The following is an 18,112-nucleotide window of genomic DNA, read 5'->3' as shown; positions in this document are numbered from 1 at the left end:
TAGTTAAAAATAATGAGTAGTCAGAAAAACTTAGTTTTGGCTACGTAGTCGTAAAGCATTACCAATGACTGATGCTGAACTTAGACTCATTGCTAAGGCTGCGATCATAGGAGAAAGTAACCAGCCAGTAAATGGATATAAAATACCCGCTGCTAAAGGAATACCTAAAGCATTATAAAGAAATGCGAACATAAGGTTCTGCTTCATGTTTTTAATGGTTGCTTCTGATAATGAACGAGCAATCTCTATACCGCGTAAATCACCTTTTACCAAAGTAACTTGTGCACTATTCATTGCTACATCTGTTCCTGTACCCATTGCAATTCCGATATCAGCCTGAGCTAAAGCTGGGGCATCATTGATCCCATCACCAGCCATCGCAACCACTCTTCCTTCTTTTTGCAATTTCTTAACCAATTCTAATTTATCTGCGGGTTTAACCTCACCATAAACCTCATCAATACCTAATCTAGCGCCAACAGACTTAGCTGTTGTTAATCCATCACCAGTAGCCATTACGATTCTTAGACCGGAATCTTTTAATGAAAGAACAGCCTCAGGTGTACTTGCTTTGATTGGATCTGAAACAGCTATTAACCCTATCAGTTTTCCATCCACAGCTAAATGCATGACACTTGCACCTTCGGCTCTTAACTTTTCAGCTTCGGGAACAAATGCTTTAACTGATATTCCCAGCTGTTCCATTAATGCTGTATTACCAAGAGATAATTGTTGTCCATTTAACTCTCCTTTAACACCAATCCCAGAGCCAGATTCAAAAGATGTTGGTCTAGACAGTACAAGATCTCTTTCACGGGCAGCACGTACGATTGCATCAGCTAAAGGGTGTTCACTCCCCTGATCCAGACTAGCTGCTAACCGAAGTACCTCATTTTCTTCATAGCCCGAAAGAGCGATAACCTTATCGAATGAGGGTTGGCCTTCAGTTAAAGTACCTGTCTTATCAATAATTAAAGTATCAATCTTACGTAAATTTTCTATTGCAGCTGCATCACGAAAAAGTACACCATTCGATGCACCACGACCTGTTGCCACCATAATTGACATAGGTGTCGCTAAGCCTAAAGCACATGGGCAAGCAATAATTAACACTGCGACAGCATTAATTAACCCGTAAACCCAACTAGGCTCTGGGCCAAATACCCCCCAACCAAAAAATGTAAGCACAGAAATAGCAATAACTACCATAACAAACCAACCTGCAACATGATCTGCCATTCTTTGCATCGGCGCTTTAGAACGTTGAGCTTGCGATACCATTTGTACGATCTGAGACAGTACCGTTGAAGATCCAACCTTTTCTGAACGCATTACTAATGAACCATTCATATTTATTGTTGCACCTATTACTTGATCGCCTTCACGTTTTGTAACGGGAACAGGTTCTCCTGTTAACATTGATTCATCAATAGAACTTGACCCTTCAGTAACAACTCCATCAACAGGGACCTTTTCACCTGGTCGTACTCGGAGCAAATCTCCAACATGTACATGGGAAAGAGGAATATCTTCTTCTTTACCATCGTCATTTATTTTTCTTGCAGTCTTAGGTGCTAGCCCAAGTAAAGATTTAATTGCTGCCGAGGTCTGTGATCGAGCTTTCAACTCAAGAACTTGGCCTAATAAGGTCAGCGAAATAATGGCTGCTGTGGCTTCGAAATATACAGCGACACGTCCCATAGAAACAAAAGAGTCTGGAAATACTTGTGGAGCCAAAGTTCCAATGAGGCTGTATATAAATGCGGCACCAGTACCAATTCCAATTAAGGTCCACATATTCGGACTACGATTTAAAACTGATTGCCAACATCTAACAAAAAATGGCCACCCTGCCCAAAAAACGATAGGTAATGTAAGAATGAGTTCAATCCAACTCTGTATCTTCATATCAAATAAATTCAGCTGATGCCCAAACATGGCTAAAAATACAACGATAAGAGTTAAAGGTAAGGTATACCAAAATCGTCTTTTAAAATCTTTTAGTTCAGGGTTTTCGTCAGCTTCATCCAGATTTGGAAGTAAAGGCTCTAAAGTCATACCACATTTAGGACAATTCCCAGGGTGATTTTGTTGAATTTCGGGATGCATCGGACAAGTGTAAATAGTAGAAGTATTCACATTTATCGGCTGATCAACCACAATTGAATTTATCCCAATCTCTTTTGGATTAGTCGCTTTTGCTAGTTTATTAATATAAAAAGCAGGATCATTCTTAAACTTTAACCAGCAATTTTCACTGCAAAAATAGAAAGTTTTACTGTCAACTTTTTCATAAAATTGAGATGTTTCTTTTACTGCCATGCCACAGACAGGATCAGTAAGTGTATTTTTATCTTCGTGATGATGATGGTCCATACAACCTCCTTCATATTTAATTTTAAAAGTAATAAATTGATTAAAACGTAAATAATTTCCTATTACTTGATCATTAGATAAGCGAAATTTTCTTTATAGTCAGTGTAGCACTTGTGACTTTTCAATTTTTAAAATGACAAAAATGTAATTTTGAAGTCATCGGAGTGTTTCTATCTTTCTTTGATAATAGGATTACAAAGTTGGTGACCAAGCTATCAATCAATGAATTTCATTCGGTCATTACTGGGCCCAAGATTAATTTAAAGAGGATGAAGAAATGAAAATTTTCAAAAATAAAATGTCTACTCTACGTAACGTACTCGTAGGCACGACTATGGTTGTAGCTACTTCAAGTGCATTCGCACATGTGAAACTTGAAAGTGCAACACCTGCTATTAATGCATCTGTAGCTAGCCAACCGAAAAATATAACTTTGAATTTTGGTGAAGAAGTTATGTTAATGAACGTCAAGTTGCTTGATGCACAACGTAAGGACATTCCTTTAAATTATAAAATAACTCATGATATGAAAAAATCATTTGACGTCGCTGCACCTAAACTAAAAAAGGAAAATATACAGTCGTGTGGACCACAATGGGAGCGGATGGCCACAACATGAATGGCGAATATAATTTCACCATTAAATCAGCAAAATAAAAATCAAGTGCTAATAGCAACATGCCAGCGAACTGCTGGCATGTTGCTATTACGATGGAGAAAATTATGATTCCTGAGACTTGGATATACGCAACATGGTTGGTTAAAGTCATTCTATATTTAGGGATTGCATTTATTATAGGTGGTGCTTTCTGCTATTTCTTACTTGGACGTTATGTTGAAATAAAGGGAACTATTCTCAAATACATAACTATTGGTACAGGATTAGGTCTTTTTTCAAGTGTTCTCGGCTTCTTCATTCTTATAGGAAGTTTTGCCAACACTGGCCTTTCAGGTATGTGGGATAGCAACTATATAAATATACTAGTCAATACTCCTACTGGACATGTCTATATCATTCGATCAATCAGTTTTGCACTTTTACTCATATTTATGATAGTCAAACTTAGTAAAGGGACGATTGATATTTCCAAAACTGAAGGAGCAATCTTTACCATACTGCTCACACCAATCGTTTTAAGTTTTTCACAACTCGGACACGTCACGAATTTACCCTTTTTCGCTCAAGCTTTGTTAACAATACATGTACTTGTAATGTCCTTATGGATGGGGTCGCTTTATCCATTATGGAAAACAAGCAAAAAAATTAATGGCTTACCACTTAAAGAACGTATGCATCTATTTGGGCAAATAGCAGCCTTTATTGTAGGAATACTCATCGCTTGTGGTCTTAGTATTGCTTTATTACTCTTTAAAGATTTTAATACTCTAATCAATACACCTTATGGGCATGGATTTATTATTAAAATATTATTTGTCCTAAGTATTTTATTGTTAGCAGCCTTTAACAAATGGTATTTCACACCTCGCTTACAAGACCCGAAATTTGCGAAACAATTGGGCTATGCCATTTTATTTGAGATGTCATTAGGTCTATCAATTCTTTTAGCCACTGGTTATATCACCACTGTAGTCGGTATTGAGTAAAAAAGGATCACGCTATGACTTCATGGATGAAGTACAATTTATTATTTCTCATATTTTTAAATACAATATCTTGGGCTGAACCTAGCACTTCAAAAACGATTCGCTCCTTAGATGATACTGATTTACGTAATATTACTGATCATAACCATGGCGATACCAAAGTTGATGAGAATAAAGATGACCATCATTCCAAAGATAAACAACTACGTAATGAGGATAGTAGACAACAAAAAGTTATAAATGGATTAATGTTACAAAAGCCTAACGTACTACCGCCCTCCAAATAAACGATACTTAAGTAATGTTTATTGATTCAATAAGTAGTTCAAATTTTTAATAAAAAATAGTAGCAATATTACTGTTGGGGGCTTCTTAGCCCCCAACAGTATTTAATTCAAAGCCTGCACCGACTGCTGCAACCCTTTCTGAATATCCTGAACATGATTCAGGTCATGCGTTTGCTTACGCTGTTCTGGTTTGGAATCCTCCGTATAAAACTCCTCAACAATGTCCATCCCTTCCTCACCTCCCACCTCAAAGCTGGCATTGCCATAACCTATCCTCGCTACTTGATCCAATGCCTCTTGATAGAACCCTGCTGCTTTGCTTTGTTCACTGATTTGCTTGGCATTGCTAATCGCTTCCTGCAAATTGACACCATCACGTAAGGTCAAGTCCACGTAGTAAATCGGAGTACGGTAACTTTGCGTGGTACTTTTGCCTCTGAGAGTAAGTTGCAAAGGTAGGCATGAAAGTAAATCACCTGAAGCCGAGCTGTAATAACGTAATCGCGCTGCCAGAGTGCGGATGCTATTAAAACCTGTGGTTCTAAAGATGAAGGTACCGAACTCATCGGATTCGTCTAAATTGACGTAAAGTCTCCCGTAAGGCTTACACAGTCCACCTTGTGCCAATGGACATAAATCAGGGGATGGACATGGATGTTGCTCAATCCCATTTTGTCCAAGTCGCTGGCAAGTTTCTCCATTGCCTGAACAGATTAAGCGTCCTGTTTGGCGGTCAAATAGGCTGTACTCTGCCCGTAGACTCAGTTCGGGATCATTGAAGATCATCCGCACTGGAATGGTTCTGAGTTTTTGATTGGGTGCTTTAGCTCGGAGTTGTTCATCCAAGGGATGCTTGATCCACCCATCCTTTCCTTGAATTTGGCTGGTAATGGTAAATTGATCATCCTTTTCAGGGACGCGCTTTCCGTTCTTTTCCACGATCTTACCAATACTGATACGACCTAAAACGGGTGGTGTGATTGCTAAACCTTTAATCATGGTGATGTCCTCTATATAGGTGTTGAAGTGATGTTTAAATTTTGCGCATAAAAAAATCCCATATCTGTTGAGGTATGGGATCGGGTTATTTGATGTGGCTATGGTGATTGATGCGTTGTTGGGAAATAAATGCTGGAATGTGTATTTGGCCTATCCACCATTCGGATAAATCTGAAATCTTCGTGTCCCTACTTTGATTTGTGGGAATTGCTGTAGATATTCAGGATGTTGTTTCAGTAACGCTTTACTATTTAAGGTGGTGGCGTCTTGTGCCTTCTTCCACGTCACTGAGCCTCCTGTAAATACCGCACGTTCCGCATCTTTCATCAGCATTTGTATTTGATGTTTAAGTTCATCGAAATACTGTTGATGCTGTTCAAGCCTATGTCGCTCTTCTAACAGTTGGTTAAAGAGGTAGTTGGCCTGTTCATTTTGGCTGAGGTCTTCTACAGTTAATGGAATTTGTTCAGGATAGAGTTGCTGTAGTGCTTTAGCTGCTGAATCAGAAGCATCGACACTCGGTGGAATACCTGACTCGACACATTGCCAGAAGTGACGCTCCGCATTGATGATGTGCTGGATCACCGTTTCATTACGGGTCACTTTATAGATTTTAGTTTCATGTCCACAGATCAAGGCACAGATATGTGCAGCTTGTTTGCCTGTCACCGCCAGTTGATGTTGCACTTGGCACAGCACATACAGTGGTACACCATCTCGCCAAAGTTTTGCACCATATTCTCCAACGGTTTTACATTCCAAGATTTGCACATCGGGGTTGCCTACCACGGCATAGTCTAGATTGGCGAGCATAAAGTGCTTGTCTTCATCAGGGTGTTGTAATACTGCATTGACACGACGGACTTTATTATTGGTATGCATGCTGTAGTATTCAGCCACCAAAGGTTCAAGTTGTTTACCCCAGTACAACGGTGCATAGCCTGCACTTTCATCTTCAATGTTTTGTTGCATCCGACCCGTTTTGATCATCCACAGCTCTAGCATCGACATATAGGGATTCAGTCCGCAGGCAGTTGCAGCATCACTACTGCCGATGCCCTGTTTACGGATTTCAAGCCATTGTTGATAGTTGAGTTGCTTGGTGTTGGCAAGGCGTTTAGCTGCGGGAGTTTTGGATTTTCTTGATTGTTTATTTTGGGAATGTTGAGCTGAATTACGTTTGGTTCGAGTGCCGACTTCCACCTGTTGACCAGATGGGTTGATATTCGGTGAGTAGGCTTGTAATGGGGATTGGTTTAATGCATTTTGAATGTGATGATGACTATTCATAATGGCACGACTCCTTTTTGAATAAAGTATCGTCACCACAGCAACCGCTAAATTTCAGGCATAAAAAAAGCCACCTCTGAGTGTGGCGAAGGGTCTTGCACTGCGGCTATCTTATAACCACTGGCTTAGGCTAATGGTGAAAGCTTAAATGAAGCTGAAATTTGAGTCACTGTGGTGGCTGTTGTTTCTGAAGTGAATGATGATTGAGTTTGATAGTGGGTGGGCTAAGCCAACATGCGTAAAGCCTGTTCCAAGCCGCGTTGTTTAAGCGCAGCCCCTGCCCCAAACCATGCTGAATCCAGTCGATGATCGGTACTCATCGCGCGTCTTTCGTGATCGCAAAACTCGGTGATTGCGCATAGTAAACCGTACGCTGTATCTTTGGCTGAACTCAATTCTGCACCACGGCCATGTCCGTTGAACATGGTCATCACTTTTGACATGGCACGGCCATTGGGTTCGGTTTTGTTATCGGATTTATTGATGCTCGATGTTACGGGAATAGTTGCTTTGGGTAGTGCTGCATTGCGGTAGTATTGAATGATAGTGTCCTCTTGATCTGCCACACTGAGATTGCTGTTATTAAACACCGCATCAAAGTAAGCGGCTGCTTCCTGCTGTGTAACTTTACGTTGACTCAGTTGCTTCATTTCATACATGTGTTCATCCCATGCACGCACTGAAATACCGAGTTGATGTTTGACTTTCTCTGCATCAAAGCGAGTACTGTGTGGAACTTTGACTACGCCCGTGTTGTTCGATCCAGCGTTTTGTGCTTTCAGGGCAATCGCAAGCGTGTTGTTACAGACCACACGAATAGAGGTGAATTGGGCGGTGGTCGCTAAGGTTCCATCACAAGCAGTAGCTAATAGAATATAGCCATTACTCACATCCTTTCCTTTTAAGGCAGATGTTTGTCCTGTCTTAGCCAATGCCCAGAATTTCTTACCGCCTTTAAGCACCCCAGCAGTTTCCAGTTCAAAACCTGATTGCTCAGTCAGATCACGGTAAAACTCTAGAATCTCTTTGGGCTGAACCTCTTGAAAGCGTTGACTGACCACGGATAAAGGTTCATGCGTATCAGAGCGATACAACACGCGTTGCTCTTGATAAGGCAAGATTAGGTTTTGTTGTTTATGGTTTTCAGCCATATAACTGACATTTGAAGATTCGATGCGCCAGTCCATGCCTGCTTGTTTGGCCCAGACTTCAATCGGTTGATTGGGCGTGAGTTGGTTGCCTAGTCCATGCCAAGGGGTTTGTCCTACAAATGCCATGTTTTCAACTAAATGTGTCATAGAGATGATTCCTGTTTAAAAGTTTAGTTGTTAAAAAATAAAATTGAACGATGCTTAATCAGCCACAGCAAAGTCTTGTCCACATTGTAGACAGTGGTAATGTTGCGCGGATTTATAATGGCGATAGAAATAATGCTGACTGACCATAACCAGTGTTCCACCGACTACCACTCCAATCAGCCCACCGATATACGGAGGGATACCTGCCTCTTTTGCCAGTTTGATACCGAGTGCGGCCATTGCTGGTGGTGAAAATGCATCTAGGATTTTTTCAAAATACTGTGGACCATTCGGCTGAGATTCTCTGAGAATCACCTGTTCAGAATGGCAATAAGGACAATGTACGGTGCTCATCACGAAAGTCCTTTCAGTGAATGTGAATATTGATTTTTTATGTCTAAATCTTGAGATTTTCAGGCATAAAAAAACCATGCCCGTATTGGGCATGGTCTGTGTCTTTATAGCGTGTTGGTTCAGTCTATATTTGGTATGAGTCTGCTTATTTAAAGCTATAGCTTGCTGAGCCTTGATCCGTCTCAATATCAACTTTTACCACAGCATCGTAGGAACATCTGAGGTAAAGCTGTAGGGATTGCCCAATCTGGAAATAGGCAGGTAGCTTGATTGGATCATTGTATCGACCTGTGTAACTGCAACGTCCATTATTTACATTGACGTTGGTCACCGCGATTGGCTCAGCATCGATAGAACGAATGGTGAGAATCACATAGGTTCGATCGTATAACCCTCCTGGGCTATATTCTGTATTTAAATTCACTTCCAATACATCAGGATTAAAACTCGAACCACATCCTGTCAGCATCAGTGGTAGGGTAATTAATGTAGGTAGTATCAATTTCATTAATCGTTTCACAATTATTTTTCCTTTATTCGGTTTAGCTTCTTGAATGTTAAATAGCACCGAGTCCTCTTGTGGCTGGGTACTGGGTCTTCACAGAGGTAATATGTATTTGAAATTTCTTTATTTTGATTAAGTGTTCCCTGTTATAAATGCTGGGAACTGCGCAAGAATGCTCGTGGCAGTTGCCTGATCAACATTTAAAGCGGTACTGATCTGAAAGAAATGGTTCCGCGCTGTTTCAACTTCAAAGTTCCTTTTTTCCATCAACACCAGTACTTCTTCAAGCAGGCTCTGACATAGTTGGGGTGACAGGCTGTTTTGAATCGCAGAGACTTCATCAAGTAGGTCAAAAAAATCAAACTGCTGATCTTGTTGCATCAACTTCCCAAGGAATGCCTGATCCTGTGGATGGACAAATTCACGATCAAATAACTGTTGCATCAACGCCCTCACCTGATTGCTCCACTCACCTCGCCAGCCCAGTAATAAGTAGGCATACAGTTTGATGATTGGCTGTAGGTTTGCGATCGTTGTGGGTTGGCTTTGTTGAGATTGTTGCTGCGTAGATACAGATGACAATGAATCAGTCAGGGTTTTATGAAGCGCACAATATTGGTTTAGGAAATCTGCCAATAGCCGTAGCCCTGCTTTTTCAGGCTGAGCCAAAGTCACTTTAGCGGTGCTATTGATCACTAACTGCTTACTGAGCATTCCCATTGAATAACCCACTGAAGTGATTGCTTTCATTGGATAGACATTTGCATTGGCAAAGGCTTCCTTGAAATAGATGCCTTGCGTTGTCAGACACAATCCATTCTTGCCCTGACCAAATACCGTTTCATCGACCAAAAGCAATACTTCTTCAGGCTTAGTCCTAGGAGGCAAATAGCTCATTGCACCTAGAATCTTATTCATAGGAATCTGGGGTGCTAGGAAAATAGCGGGGTCAGCCTGTAATAAATCTAACTGCGGAAACTGTTGTTTACATTGATTAAAGTCCATCATTATTTTTTCACTCTTCATCTTTTTGATCGTGCTTAGTTCGATGCAACCAATTGCCAGCCTGTTTCTGAATCATAAGGGCGTAAATGTACGACCTGATCTTTGAGGAAGGATTGCTTATATTCATCATCAAAGCGTTCAACCGTGATCTGACAGCGATAGAGATCGTATTTGGAACTTGTCCCTTCTTGCCCTACAAACAGATTCCCGACCTGACATTGCTGTAACTTGATCTGAATCACTGAGGCATCTTGAGCATGCAAGAGCTGAAGCACTGCATCAGCTTGAGGAAGTTCTGTTGGTGTGTCCTTACTGCCACATCCATACAGGCTGCCAAGTAACAACAGACTGCATATAAATTGGATATTTCGAACGGATTTATGTTTAAAGATCTCTAACATTTACAGTGCCCCCTCTATACCACTTGACCCTACATTTAGGCTGAGTTGCGTGATTTCTTCTTCAGTTGGTGGTCGAACTTCGAGTTCAGGCTCAGCTTGTTGCTGTTCAGGATTACGGTAATGTTTAAGACCAAACAGGAATGGCAGTTTTTGTTGGAGTGGGTATGGCTGTTCAGTATTGAGATTCTTGTTGGACTCATCTGCATTTAATGGACGAGTGCTTAAATACAGTTGTGAGGGATTGATGGTAGCTAGACGTAAGTAGCGATCATCATTGTTATTGTGCTGGTACAGGATGGCTTGTTCTAAAACCAATTGCCCTTGCTGCATACTCAAGATAAAACCAAGATAATTCCGCTTGTCTCGTTCATCACGTAGATTGCCTAGAATGATTTCGGCATCTTTGGGTGATGCACTAAAGACTAGATTGAGCTTAGATACGGTTGAATCGTAGTAGCCCGCAGCATTGGTGCTCGATGCCTGTATATGCATCACCTGTCGATCCGCATCATATTGAGCTGAATCTTCGCTAGATGGACTAAGTACATTGATAGGAATGGGATAAGCCAAATAATTTAAGGCATCTTCCAGTCGTCCAAGGTCAACTTTGAGATGGGCTGTGGCTTTTTTTAAAGTGCCTTGTTCTGCCTGAATCCGTTGCTGGTATTGCTCGGTCGTTTCAAATTCGCCTTTACCTGCTCCTGTAGGAGTCTTCAACATTCGGGCATGGTTAATCACCAAATCGTTGGCACTGGCAAACAGGTCATTGTTTGGAAATTCCAGTAGCAATTCTTGGTTGGTTTTTTCGATTCCTAAGAGCAAGACTTGATTCGGTTTGAGTTGCAATTTTTCTCGGAATTGTAGCAGTGCAGTTCGATTGCCTGATTGACCATGTAAATAGTCACGGAAGCCTGAGACATCAGCTTCAGGCAGTTGTTGTTGATTGAGGAAAGGTTGTAATGCTTTGGCTTCGACCAGAACAGGTCGCTGTGTTGGTTCAAGTCGTTGGCTGAGTGCTGCATTTTCGTCAGGGCGTAAAACTTCAGTGGAAGCATTTTTATTTCCACAGCCGATCAGTAAAAATGATCCGAGCACACAGACAAACAGAGGATACACATCCTTCATTTGTTTACCCCAGATAAAATTATTGTTTTATGTATGCTGTTATTGGTTTAGCTATGACAAAACCGTATACAGCATTGGGGTATATAGAAGAATGAGAAATTAAGAAGATGTAGACGCATGGGCGACTCCTTTGGGTATAAAGAAGTTTCACCACATCACTGCTAAATAATGGTGGCGAAACGAAAAGGGGTTAGCAGACTGATACCCAAAAAGATCAGCACATCCGAGGATGTCCCCTCCCGTTCCGCCGCAGAGGGGACACGCAAGGTCGCCCACAAAAAAGAAGGACTTTTTCGTGTGCTTTGGGTAAGCGGTCTGCTAAAACCGACTGGCAATGTAGGCCAGCATCAAAAGGATAGCCTCCACTTTGTCTACCGTCAAGCAGACAAAGTTGAGCAAATTGATTGATGTTGAATTCGTATACAGAAATTACCACGTCAAGTTATGGGTTAGATTTTCAACGCCAAATACTGCTCAATTCTACGTATATTTTTATTGCAGTTCACATATCCTTTGCTATTTTTCCCCACCAAAAAACATCTCTATATTCAAGTTTCATAAAGCAGAAAAATACTATAAAATTTAATAAGTAAAAGATAACTTGTACAAGCTTTTTAAGGAAAAATCATGGCATGGAAACAATTAAAAGAGCAGCCACCTGAATGGCTTGATTTGCCTAATTTAAATGAACAAAAATTAAGAACTATTAAAGATATAAATGCAGACAATAAAAATGCAAAAAAAATAATTGCGTGGAGCCATGAGTTATCAAAACAGCTCAAATGTCCTGTAGATAAGAATGACCCAGTACTAAACCAATTTATTAGACAAGTTCAATCCAAGCAGTACAAAGAAATCAATATACAAACCTCACTCCTAGAAGATGGTAAACTTCAGCCTACAATTTTTCATTTTACTTATGGTGAAATAATATCTCAGGTTTTCATAAAAGACATTCAGGAATGTAATGCAACCGATGTTTTATTCTTAAGAAGTGTTAAACTACCATCAAATACTTTCTATCAACTTAAAAGTGCCATCATCATTATATTTAGTGTTTTTATGGAACATTTTATTGATGATGCTTTTCAAAGCAGTTTTGACATGAGACATGCTTTAGCACTCACTCTCCAAGAAATTGAAAATAAACCAAGCCTGGATCAAGAAGCAAAAAATGAAATCTTTTTGTACCTAATAGTACTTGTAGGCTTATTTGAAGAATATAATGACCTCCCTGACCAAGTAACTTTTCAGGAATTGCTTAATGAATTAGACATTATTAAAGCATTGGCTAAAATTAAAGAGCCAAAAGAAAGGGAAAAATTTGAAAAGAACAATGAACCAAAAACTTCGACTCAACATCTTATACGAGATATTTTGGGATTATTCCAAGAAATCATAAACCAAGCAATTGATATAGGATTATTGGATAAGTTTAAAGTATCAACAATCCAAGGAAATCAAAATATTTCTATCGCAACAAATCATCTTTTATTAAATGAAAAAAAACTGCTCAGTCGACTCAATGGTGATGAACGTAGTCAACGTGCCAATCAGGGCAAGACACAAATTACCGAACGTATAAAGCTGAAGATCAAAGAGCAACTTAAGGCCCATTCCAACGAAAAATACAAAAGTATCAATGAAGCCGCAGAAAAATTAAGGGTATTGCTTACGGAGAAAATAACGCAGATTATTCATGATGATCAGCAATCCTATCAGCACAATTTTCGATATGGCGAAGATCATTATTTTGAATTGATTAAGAGTATCATCAAAGCAGATGCTGAATTGAAATCGCAATATATACGTAAACCATTAAAAAATAATAAATAATTAAAAAAATATTTTCTAGGCGAGTTCTCAATTAATTTTTGCTAGGACAGTACATTTACCGCAAGCCCAAGCTAATGTGCATGTGACAGGTGCAATTAGTCGTTTGGGTGAAACAAAAAATTTCTTCAATTCGTATTGATTAAAAGTTGGTAATTATGTACATCCGAATCAATCCCAATTCACAGCAAAAACACCCTCCGCAAGGGATGTTTTTAGCTCAATCACCTCTAGAAAAATTCAGGATAATACTATTATTTACAATAGTTTATATAAATTCAAGATTAGTACCAACATCCTTGTTCAGTACTATTTCTACAACACTCAATGTGATACGAGACATCACTCTTCATCTTAGAGGGTCTAACACATCCATTGTCTGGAAACAGGAGAAGGTGTGTTCATGAGCATTAAGAGAAAAGTAGCACCAATCCGTTTTGCTAAAGGTGGCAAAATGAAGTCTAACCAATTACACAACGGTCCCATTATGACTCGCGAGCTTATGGAGAAGTTCTGTAAGGCTAACCCTAGACCACAAAAGTATCGAGAACTTGATGAGGCTGTGATTTTCCCATTCATCACGGACTCGACCTATGAGTTGTCACCATCATCTTCACTGGATGCTACGGTTTTATATCGTGAGTTTCGTATTAAGGTAATGCTGAACATGACATCTCTGATCTGGGAGTGCTGCAAAGCAAAACAGATTGGCAGCCACCGTTAAGTCAGTTGATGCGTTTAATGGGATCTTTTCCTACCCTGACTGGTTTCGCCCCTTCATCCCTGTGTTTGATGAACTTACAGGAATTAGCAGAAAGGAACTTGAAGACTTTCAGGTAGGTGAAGAAATCTCATGCTTCTATGAGGCATTAGACCTGTTAGACAGCGATCTTAATTTGATCGGACTATTTGAGAATCATCCGCAAAGTCTGATGTATCTTCAAACAAGAGCTGACTTATTGAATCGTTTCTTTCAACTGATACGTGAGCGCATGAAGAGTGAGAAAGTCAAACTCGCTATTCAAAAACGTACCCAAAAGAGTGCTACTCAATTAAAGGGATGTCGCAAACTGATAGATGCCTGCTTTGAACGATGGTCAAAGCTCTTGGTGTTACGCATTGACTTTGGATTCAAGATTCCAGATGAGATCGTAAAAGCCAACTATCACGTAGATGACCTTAAACATGAGTTTCACTCTCTAGACAAACTTGTGTTGCTAAAAGAGTTACTGAGACAGTTCTTGAACAACCGTAGACATAATTCAATTTTGAGTAAGATCAAGGCTTACATATTCAAATTTGAACACGGTATCAAGAAAGGGTTTCATGCTCACGCCATACTTATACTTTCGGGCAATGAATGCCAAAAAGATGGCTACTACGCACATGAGATTACAGAGTACTGGAAAAAGCTCACGCACGGTAATGGCTGCACCTATAACTGCCACATGGCAAAACAGAAATATAAAAGATTAGGTATCGGTATGATTAACTACCTCGACAGTGAAAAACGTATGGTTCTAGACGAATGTCTTCAATACCTGTGTAAAGCAGATCAAGCATTTATATTCAGAACACTGGATTCATCTGAATATAGATCATTGCAAAAAAGCCAGAAGCCCAAAAAAATTAGCAACGCTGGCCGACCACGCAAAACATCACAATCACAAGACGACAAGTCTTCCGTAAATAAAAAAAGCGGAGGTAAATAATATGTTTAAGAAAAATGATGCTCCGCTGCTACATTCAGCGTATATGAGCAAAATTGCTAGAATCACTCAACCACACCCAAGCCCAGTTGAGATCGGACAAGTTATTAACGAATTATCGAAAGTTCGTTTACCCAGTCAACCTGTGTTCCCAGCGTACCGTTTGCCCCCTCAAACTTTACCTGAAAATGTAGATAAACTAATAAAGTCAATACAATGGGTACATCATTTACCATGGGTGAATGGTGTCATGAAAGTAATGCTACACCCCCAACTAAATCTCGGAATTGGATTAGCAAAGCGACATGGGTTAATTGATCAACAGCATTCTTGGAAAATTGATCCTATAAGAGGCTCTAATTTCATTCGTGAATTTCAAGATATTCTGCTAACTCATCATTTTAAAGAGTTAAAAGAAGGTTGGGATGATGCTCATAAGTTGAGTGATCAAGAGCTTAGCGATGCCCTAAAAGCAGTCCAGAAAGAATCAAATGGGTTCGCATTCTATGAGTTCATATCCGTAATGGATTCATCTCACCTGCATTCTCCTCAATTAGATCAATTTATTGAGGATGTAAAAACTGGCTTCATCAATAATCTGGATAGTGAGCAATTACTGGCGGTTCTTTTGAAAAAAGAACCATTACCCAATAGACAGATGAAATTACGATTCATCATCCTAATAAAACGTGATTTCTTGGATAGCCCTGCACACCTCACAAACTTTAGTTTTTTTGAAAAGATAAAGTTTAATGTGGAACAAACTCACGGTTACCAAATCTTTTACGACCCATCGCTGTTGAATGGCTATATGCAGAGTAATCTTTTTCACAAGAAAACTCAGTCATTCAAAGAGCAGATAAAGCAACTGAGAATTTACCTTACAGGGACTGATGCTCTGTACAGGATTGGGAGCGTAGAACCGACATTTAGTGTTTTGCATACGAAAGTCAAAATTCAAGATTTGGAGGGAGTGTAAAATGGGTATCGCACATAGCTTTAAAATTGATCGTAGAATTCGAGCAAAAGAGTTTATGGCTCTTCTTTCTATTGGTAGAACCAAGTTTTATCGAATGATAAAAAATGGGGAAATTCCGCAGCCAATCAGAGTTAGCGAGAAAGAAGTCTTTTGGCACGAATCAAGTGTGAAAATAGTTGTAGAAAAACATAAGTAGAATTCTGATATGATAGCCTGCTAAACGCAGGCTTTCTTTTTTAAATTAAGAGCCTTTTAAAACGGGTAACTAAACGGGTAACTCGAAAAAACTCTAGAATTTAATTATTCATTTTCAAAAGGTTGAGATGAACAAGATTGTTGTAAAAAAACATAATGGTGGCACGATTGCTCAAAATAAAAGAGCACGTCACGATTACTTTATCGAAGAAAAATTTGAAGCAGGTATGTCATTACAGGGCTGGGAGGTTAAATCTCTTCGCGCTGGTCGTATGAGCTTGACTGAAAGTTATGTCATTTTCAAAAATGGCGAAGCATTTTTATTTGGTTCGCAAATTCAACCGTTGTTATCAGCTTCAACACATGTGGTTCCAGAAGCTACACGTACACGTAAATTATTACTGTCGCGTCGTGAGCTTGAACAACTCATGGGTGCAGTGAATCAAAAAGGTTATTCATGCGTACCTTTAGCATGTTACTGGAAAGGTCATTTAGTTAAACTTGAAATTGCATTGGTAAAAGGTAAGCAAATGCACGATAAGCGAGCGACTGAAAAAGACCGCGATTGGCAGCGTGATAAAGCACGTATGTTGCATAAGTAATAAAAAACCTCCAACTCATGGAGGTTTTTTAATCTTCTAACTAGAAGAATGCTTTAATCTTAATTCAGCCAAATATTTACCAAACTTTCGAGCGGTTTCCAAATCACCTTCTGGCGGCGTAATTTCGACACTGGCATTATCAGATTGTGTCATTAGACCAAGAAAACTCGACATACGGTTAATGTCTAGTGGACTACGCCCTGTCGGCATAAATGGTAAGCCCGCCCATAACATGCCATGTTGCATCGCAAACAAATTAATTTGCTGTAATACCGCTAATTTATCACCACTTAAACCACCGCCATTGGTAAAGCCTGCCGCAATTTTTCCTTGCCATGTACGCGCTAACCAACGTTTAGAAGAGTCTTCCATAAATTGTTTCAATGCAGACGTTAGACTGCCCATATAAGTTGGGCAACCCATCACGATGACATCTGTTTGATCTATCAAATCCCACTGTGGTGCAGCGACAGAAATAAGATGCACATCTGCACCGGCTTGCTCTGCACCTTGAGCAATATATTGTGCAACTTTTGCCGTATGCCCATAAGGACTATGATAAATCACACAAACTTTGACTTGGGGAGTAATTTGCTCAATAACAGACATGGAAAATTTAAAAACCAATGAATTAGATCAAGTTTAACATTTTTAAACCACTCAAGGCGAATCAGCAATGCAAGATATATTTATCGCATAAAAACAAATGTCGCCATTCGTCCTGTTTTAGGATCACGACGGTAAGAAAAATAATCTTTATCTTGCTGATAAGAGCACTGATCCCCACCTAAAACAGTTTCCACACCAAAACGATTTAAAATAAATCGTGCAATCGCATATAAATCGGCTTGGTATTTACCTTCAAATTGACCAGCAATAAAAGCGCTTTCCAATTCAGGATATTTTTCGCAAAAAACAGCTTTTACCTCAGCACCCACTTCAAAACAAGGCTGACTAATCGCCGCACCCAACCATGCCCACGTTGGTTGTGATTGCATTTCAGTCACTGTATTTTCAATAATACCATTGGCCAAACCACGCCAGCCTGCATGTAGGTTCGCAACCTCTGTCCCTTCAGAATTGCCGAGTACAATAGGAAGACAGTCCGCTGTCATCATCATTAATGCATGACCTTGGCGCTGAGTCACCAGACCATCACCTTCAAGTGCAATAAATGGAATTTGCTCATTGATCGTATGACAAATAGTGCTGTGTGTTTGCGTCATCCACGTTATTTTATCAACACCAAACTCTGATAGCTGATTTAATAAGATCATCCGATGCTGTTGCACACGTTGTGCATCATCATCGACATGTAGCGCTAAATTAAAACCAGCTAAATGATTATCGGATGTTGTAATCGTTTGTGCATTTTCAATACGTGTTTGCCCAACGAAAATACCTTTGGGTAAACCTTGTACAAATTCCATAAATATCTCCTGAGCTATATTTTCTACCGTCAACCTCTCCCTTGCGGAACTATAATCGTTCCTCACCTCCTAAAAGGAATGGAAATTTAAAGCACTTCAAGACATTGAATTCATGAAAG

At 39.7% G+C, this 18,112-nt stretch carries 19 protein-coding genes and 1 pseudogene; 9 read left to right on the top strand and 11 right to left on the bottom strand.

The window, feature by feature from the left end; all coding sequences use genetic code 11:
• Positions 1-30: 30 nt before the first annotated feature.
• Complete coding sequence (locus ACT4_RS07705) at positions 31-2,376, bottom strand: heavy metal translocating P-type ATPase (protein ID WP_004880442.1); 2,346 nt, start codon at positions 2,374-2,376, stop codon at positions 31-33.
• Positions 2,377-2,653: 277 nt separating this feature from the next.
• Here ACT4_RS07705 and ACT4_RS07700 point away from each other — a divergent pair.
• The 3 genes and pseudogenes from ACT4_RS07700 (at position 2,654) to ACT4_RS07690 (ending at position 4,268) form a co-directional block, all read left to right on the top strand.
• Positions 2,654-3,033 (top strand): annotated as a pseudogene (locus ACT4_RS07700) (copper resistance protein CopC).
• Positions 3,034-3,099: 66 nt separating this feature from the next.
• Positions 3,100-3,981, top strand: coding sequence for a copper resistance D family protein (locus ACT4_RS07695; protein WP_004880444.1), 882 nt, complete (start codon positions 3,100-3,102; stop codon positions 3,979-3,981).
• 14 nt (positions 3,982-3,995) lie between these two features.
• Positions 3,996-4,268, top strand: coding sequence for a hypothetical protein (locus tag ACT4_RS07690; protein ID WP_004880446.1), 273 nt, complete (start codon positions 3,996-3,998; stop codon positions 4,266-4,268).
• A gap of 102 nt (positions 4,269-4,370) precedes the next feature.
• Here ACT4_RS07690 and ACT4_RS07685 read toward each other — a convergent pair whose 3' ends face one another.
• The 8 genes from ACT4_RS07685 to ACT4_RS07650 all read right to left on the bottom strand — a co-directional run bounded on the left by ACT4_RS07685 (position 4,371) and on the right by ACT4_RS07650 (position 11,245).
• The gene (locus ACT4_RS07685; protein ID WP_004880447.1) at positions 4,371-5,267 is read right to left on the bottom strand and encodes a hypothetical protein; all 897 of its coding nucleotides are present in this window, start codon (positions 5,265-5,267) and stop codon (positions 4,371-4,373) included.
• 150 nt (positions 5,268-5,417) lie between these two features.
• Positions 5,418-6,557: a YqaJ viral recombinase family protein gene (locus tag ACT4_RS07680; protein ID WP_007481172.1), complete on the bottom strand. Its 1,140-nt coding sequence runs from the start codon at positions 6,555-6,557 to the stop codon at positions 5,418-5,420.
• Positions 6,558-6,781: 224 nt separating this feature from the next.
• Positions 6,782-7,855, bottom strand: a complete 1,074-nt coding sequence (locus ACT4_RS07675) for a DUF932 domain-containing protein (RefSeq protein WP_007481171.1) — start codon at positions 7,853-7,855, stop codon at positions 6,782-6,784.
• A 54-nt stretch (positions 7,856-7,909) separates the two neighbouring features.
• A complete protein-coding gene (locus ACT4_RS07670; RefSeq protein WP_005091437.1) occupies positions 7,910-8,209 on the bottom strand; it encodes a hypothetical protein in 300 nt (99 codons plus the stop codon).
• 145 nt (positions 8,210-8,354) lie between these two features.
• Positions 8,355-8,717: a hypothetical protein gene (locus ACT4_RS07665; RefSeq protein ID WP_026056367.1), complete on the bottom strand. Its 363-nt coding sequence runs from the start codon at positions 8,715-8,717 to the stop codon at positions 8,355-8,357.
• 129 nt (positions 8,718-8,846) lie between these two features.
• Positions 8,847-9,722: a hypothetical protein gene (locus tag ACT4_RS07660; protein WP_005091439.1), complete on the bottom strand. Its 876-nt coding sequence runs from the start codon at positions 9,720-9,722 to the stop codon at positions 8,847-8,849.
• A 32-nt stretch (positions 9,723-9,754) separates the two neighbouring features.
• On the bottom strand, positions 9,755-10,120 hold the full coding sequence (locus ACT4_RS07655) for a hypothetical protein (protein ID WP_005091440.1): 366 nt from the start codon (positions 10,118-10,120) through the stop codon (positions 9,755-9,757).
• Positions 10,121-11,245: a hypothetical protein gene (locus ACT4_RS07650; protein ID WP_007481170.1), complete on the bottom strand. Its 1,125-nt coding sequence runs from the start codon at positions 11,243-11,245 to the stop codon at positions 10,121-10,123.
• A 627-nt stretch (positions 11,246-11,872) separates the two neighbouring features.
• Between ACT4_RS07650 and ACT4_RS07640 the strand changes: the two genes are divergently transcribed.
• From ACT4_RS07640 to smpB, 6 genes are all read left to right on the top strand, one after another.
• Complete coding sequence (locus ACT4_RS07640; RefSeq protein ID WP_007481168.1) at positions 11,873-13,081, top strand: hypothetical protein; 1,209 nt, start codon at positions 11,873-11,875, stop codon at positions 13,079-13,081.
• A 484-nt stretch (positions 13,082-13,565) separates the two neighbouring features.
• Positions 13,566-13,802 carry a hypothetical protein gene (locus ACT4_RS07635; protein WP_227509641.1) on the top strand — a complete coding sequence of 79 codons (237 nt, stop codon included), beginning with the start codon at positions 13,566-13,568 and terminating at the stop codon, positions 13,800-13,802.
• Positions 13,786-14,790 (top strand): inovirus-type Gp2 protein, encoded by a 1,005-nt coding sequence (locus ACT4_RS07630; protein ID WP_007481166.1) that lies wholly within the window; start codon positions 13,786-13,788, stop codon positions 14,788-14,790. Before ACT4_RS07635 ends, ACT4_RS07630 begins: the two co-directional genes overlap by 17 nt.
• Before the next feature lies 1 nt (position 14,791).
• Positions 14,792-15,766: a hypothetical protein gene (locus tag ACT4_RS07625; RefSeq protein ID WP_007481165.1), complete on the top strand. Its 975-nt coding sequence runs from the start codon at positions 14,792-14,794 to the stop codon at positions 15,764-15,766.
• A gap of 1 nt (position 15,767) precedes the next feature.
• Complete coding sequence (locus ACT4_RS07620; RefSeq protein ID WP_007481164.1) at positions 15,768-15,962, top strand: AlpA family transcriptional regulator; 195 nt, start codon at positions 15,768-15,770, stop codon at positions 15,960-15,962.
• Between the two features lie 127 nt (positions 15,963-16,089).
• Entirely contained in the window at positions 16,090-16,563 is a 474-nt protein-coding gene (gene smpB, locus ACT4_RS07615) for an SsrA-binding protein SmpB (protein ID WP_007481162.1), read from the top strand.
• 36 nt (positions 16,564-16,599) lie between these two features.
• On the opposite strand, the gene ACT4_RS07610 is transcribed toward smpB, so the two are convergent.
• Both ACT4_RS07610 and pgeF read right to left on the bottom strand, forming a co-directional pair.
• Positions 16,600-17,172 carry a flavodoxin family protein gene (locus ACT4_RS07610; protein ID WP_007481161.1) on the bottom strand — a complete coding sequence of 191 codons (573 nt, stop codon included), beginning with the start codon at positions 17,170-17,172 and terminating at the stop codon, positions 16,600-16,602.
• An 80-nt stretch (positions 17,173-17,252) separates the two neighbouring features.
• Positions 17,253-17,993, bottom strand: coding sequence for a peptidoglycan editing factor PgeF (gene pgeF / locus ACT4_RS07605; protein ID WP_007481159.1), 741 nt, complete (start codon positions 17,991-17,993; stop codon positions 17,253-17,255).
• Between the last annotated feature and the right edge of the window lie 119 nt (positions 17,994-18,112).

It is taken from the genome of Acinetobacter sp. NBRC 100985, from assembly GCF_000241225.1.
In the GTDB taxonomy this organism is placed as follows: domain Bacteria; phylum Pseudomonadota; class Gammaproteobacteria; order Pseudomonadales; family Moraxellaceae; genus Acinetobacter; species Acinetobacter venetianus.
This window is presented reverse-complemented; position numbering and strand designations above follow the sequence as displayed.

Bases quoted from the DNA above. Each gene is read 5' to 3' on its own strand.
- ACT4_RS07640 (WP_007481168.1), top strand. From the start codon at position 11,873: ATGGCATGGAAACAATTAAAAGAGCAGCCACCTGAATGGCTTGATTTG.
- ACT4_RS07610 (WP_007481161.1), bottom strand. From the start codon at position 17,172: ATGTCTGTTATTGAGCAAATTACTCCCCAAGTCAAAGTTTGTGTGATT.
- ACT4_RS07650 (WP_007481170.1), bottom strand. From the start codon at position 11,245: ATGAAGGATGTGTATCCTCTGTTTGTCTGTGTGCTCGGATCATTTTTA.
- ACT4_RS07660 (WP_005091439.1), bottom strand. From the start codon at position 9,722: ATGATGGACTTTAATCAATGTAAACAACAGTTTCCGCAGTTAGATTTA.
- ACT4_RS07620 (WP_007481164.1), top strand. From the start codon at position 15,768: ATGGGTATCGCACATAGCTTTAAAATTGATCGTAGAATTCGAGCAAAA.
- smpB (WP_007481162.1), top strand. From the start codon at position 16,090: ATGAACAAGATTGTTGTAAAAAAACATAATGGTGGCACGATTGCTCAA.
- ACT4_RS07675 (WP_007481171.1), bottom strand. From the start codon at position 7,855: ATGACACATTTAGTTGAAAACATGGCATTTGTAGGACAAACCCCTTGG.
- ACT4_RS07695 (WP_004880444.1), top strand. From the start codon at position 3,100: ATGATTCCTGAGACTTGGATATACGCAACATGGTTGGTTAAAGTCATT.
- ACT4_RS07680 (WP_007481172.1), bottom strand. From the start codon at position 6,557: ATGAATAGTCATCATCACATTCAAAATGCATTAAACCAATCCCCATTA.
- ACT4_RS07685 (WP_004880447.1), bottom strand. From the start codon at position 5,267: ATGATTAAAGGTTTAGCAATCACACCACCCGTTTTAGGTCGTATCAGT.
- ACT4_RS07665 (WP_026056367.1), bottom strand. From the start codon at position 8,717: ATGAAATTGATACTACCTACATTAATTACCCTACCACTGATGCTGACA.
- pgeF (WP_007481159.1), bottom strand. From the start codon at position 17,993: ATGGAATTTGTACAAGGTTTACCCAAAGGTATTTTCGTTGGGCAAACA.
- ACT4_RS07670 (WP_005091437.1), bottom strand. From the start codon at position 8,209: ATGAGCACCGTACATTGTCCTTATTGCCATTCTGAACAGGTGATTCTC.
- ACT4_RS07705 (WP_004880442.1), bottom strand. From the start codon at position 2,376: ATGGACCATCATCATCACGAAGATAAAAATACACTTACTGATCCTGTC.
- ACT4_RS07635 (WP_227509641.1), top strand. From the start codon at position 13,566: ATGACTCGCGAGCTTATGGAGAAGTTCTGTAAGGCTAACCCTAGACCA.
- ACT4_RS07690 (WP_004880446.1), top strand. From the start codon at position 3,996: ATGACTTCATGGATGAAGTACAATTTATTATTTCTCATATTTTTAAAT.
- ACT4_RS07655 (WP_005091440.1), bottom strand. From the start codon at position 10,120: ATGTTAGAGATCTTTAAACATAAATCCGTTCGAAATATCCAATTTATA.
- ACT4_RS07625 (WP_007481165.1), top strand. From the start codon at position 14,792: ATGTTTAAGAAAAATGATGCTCCGCTGCTACATTCAGCGTATATGAGC.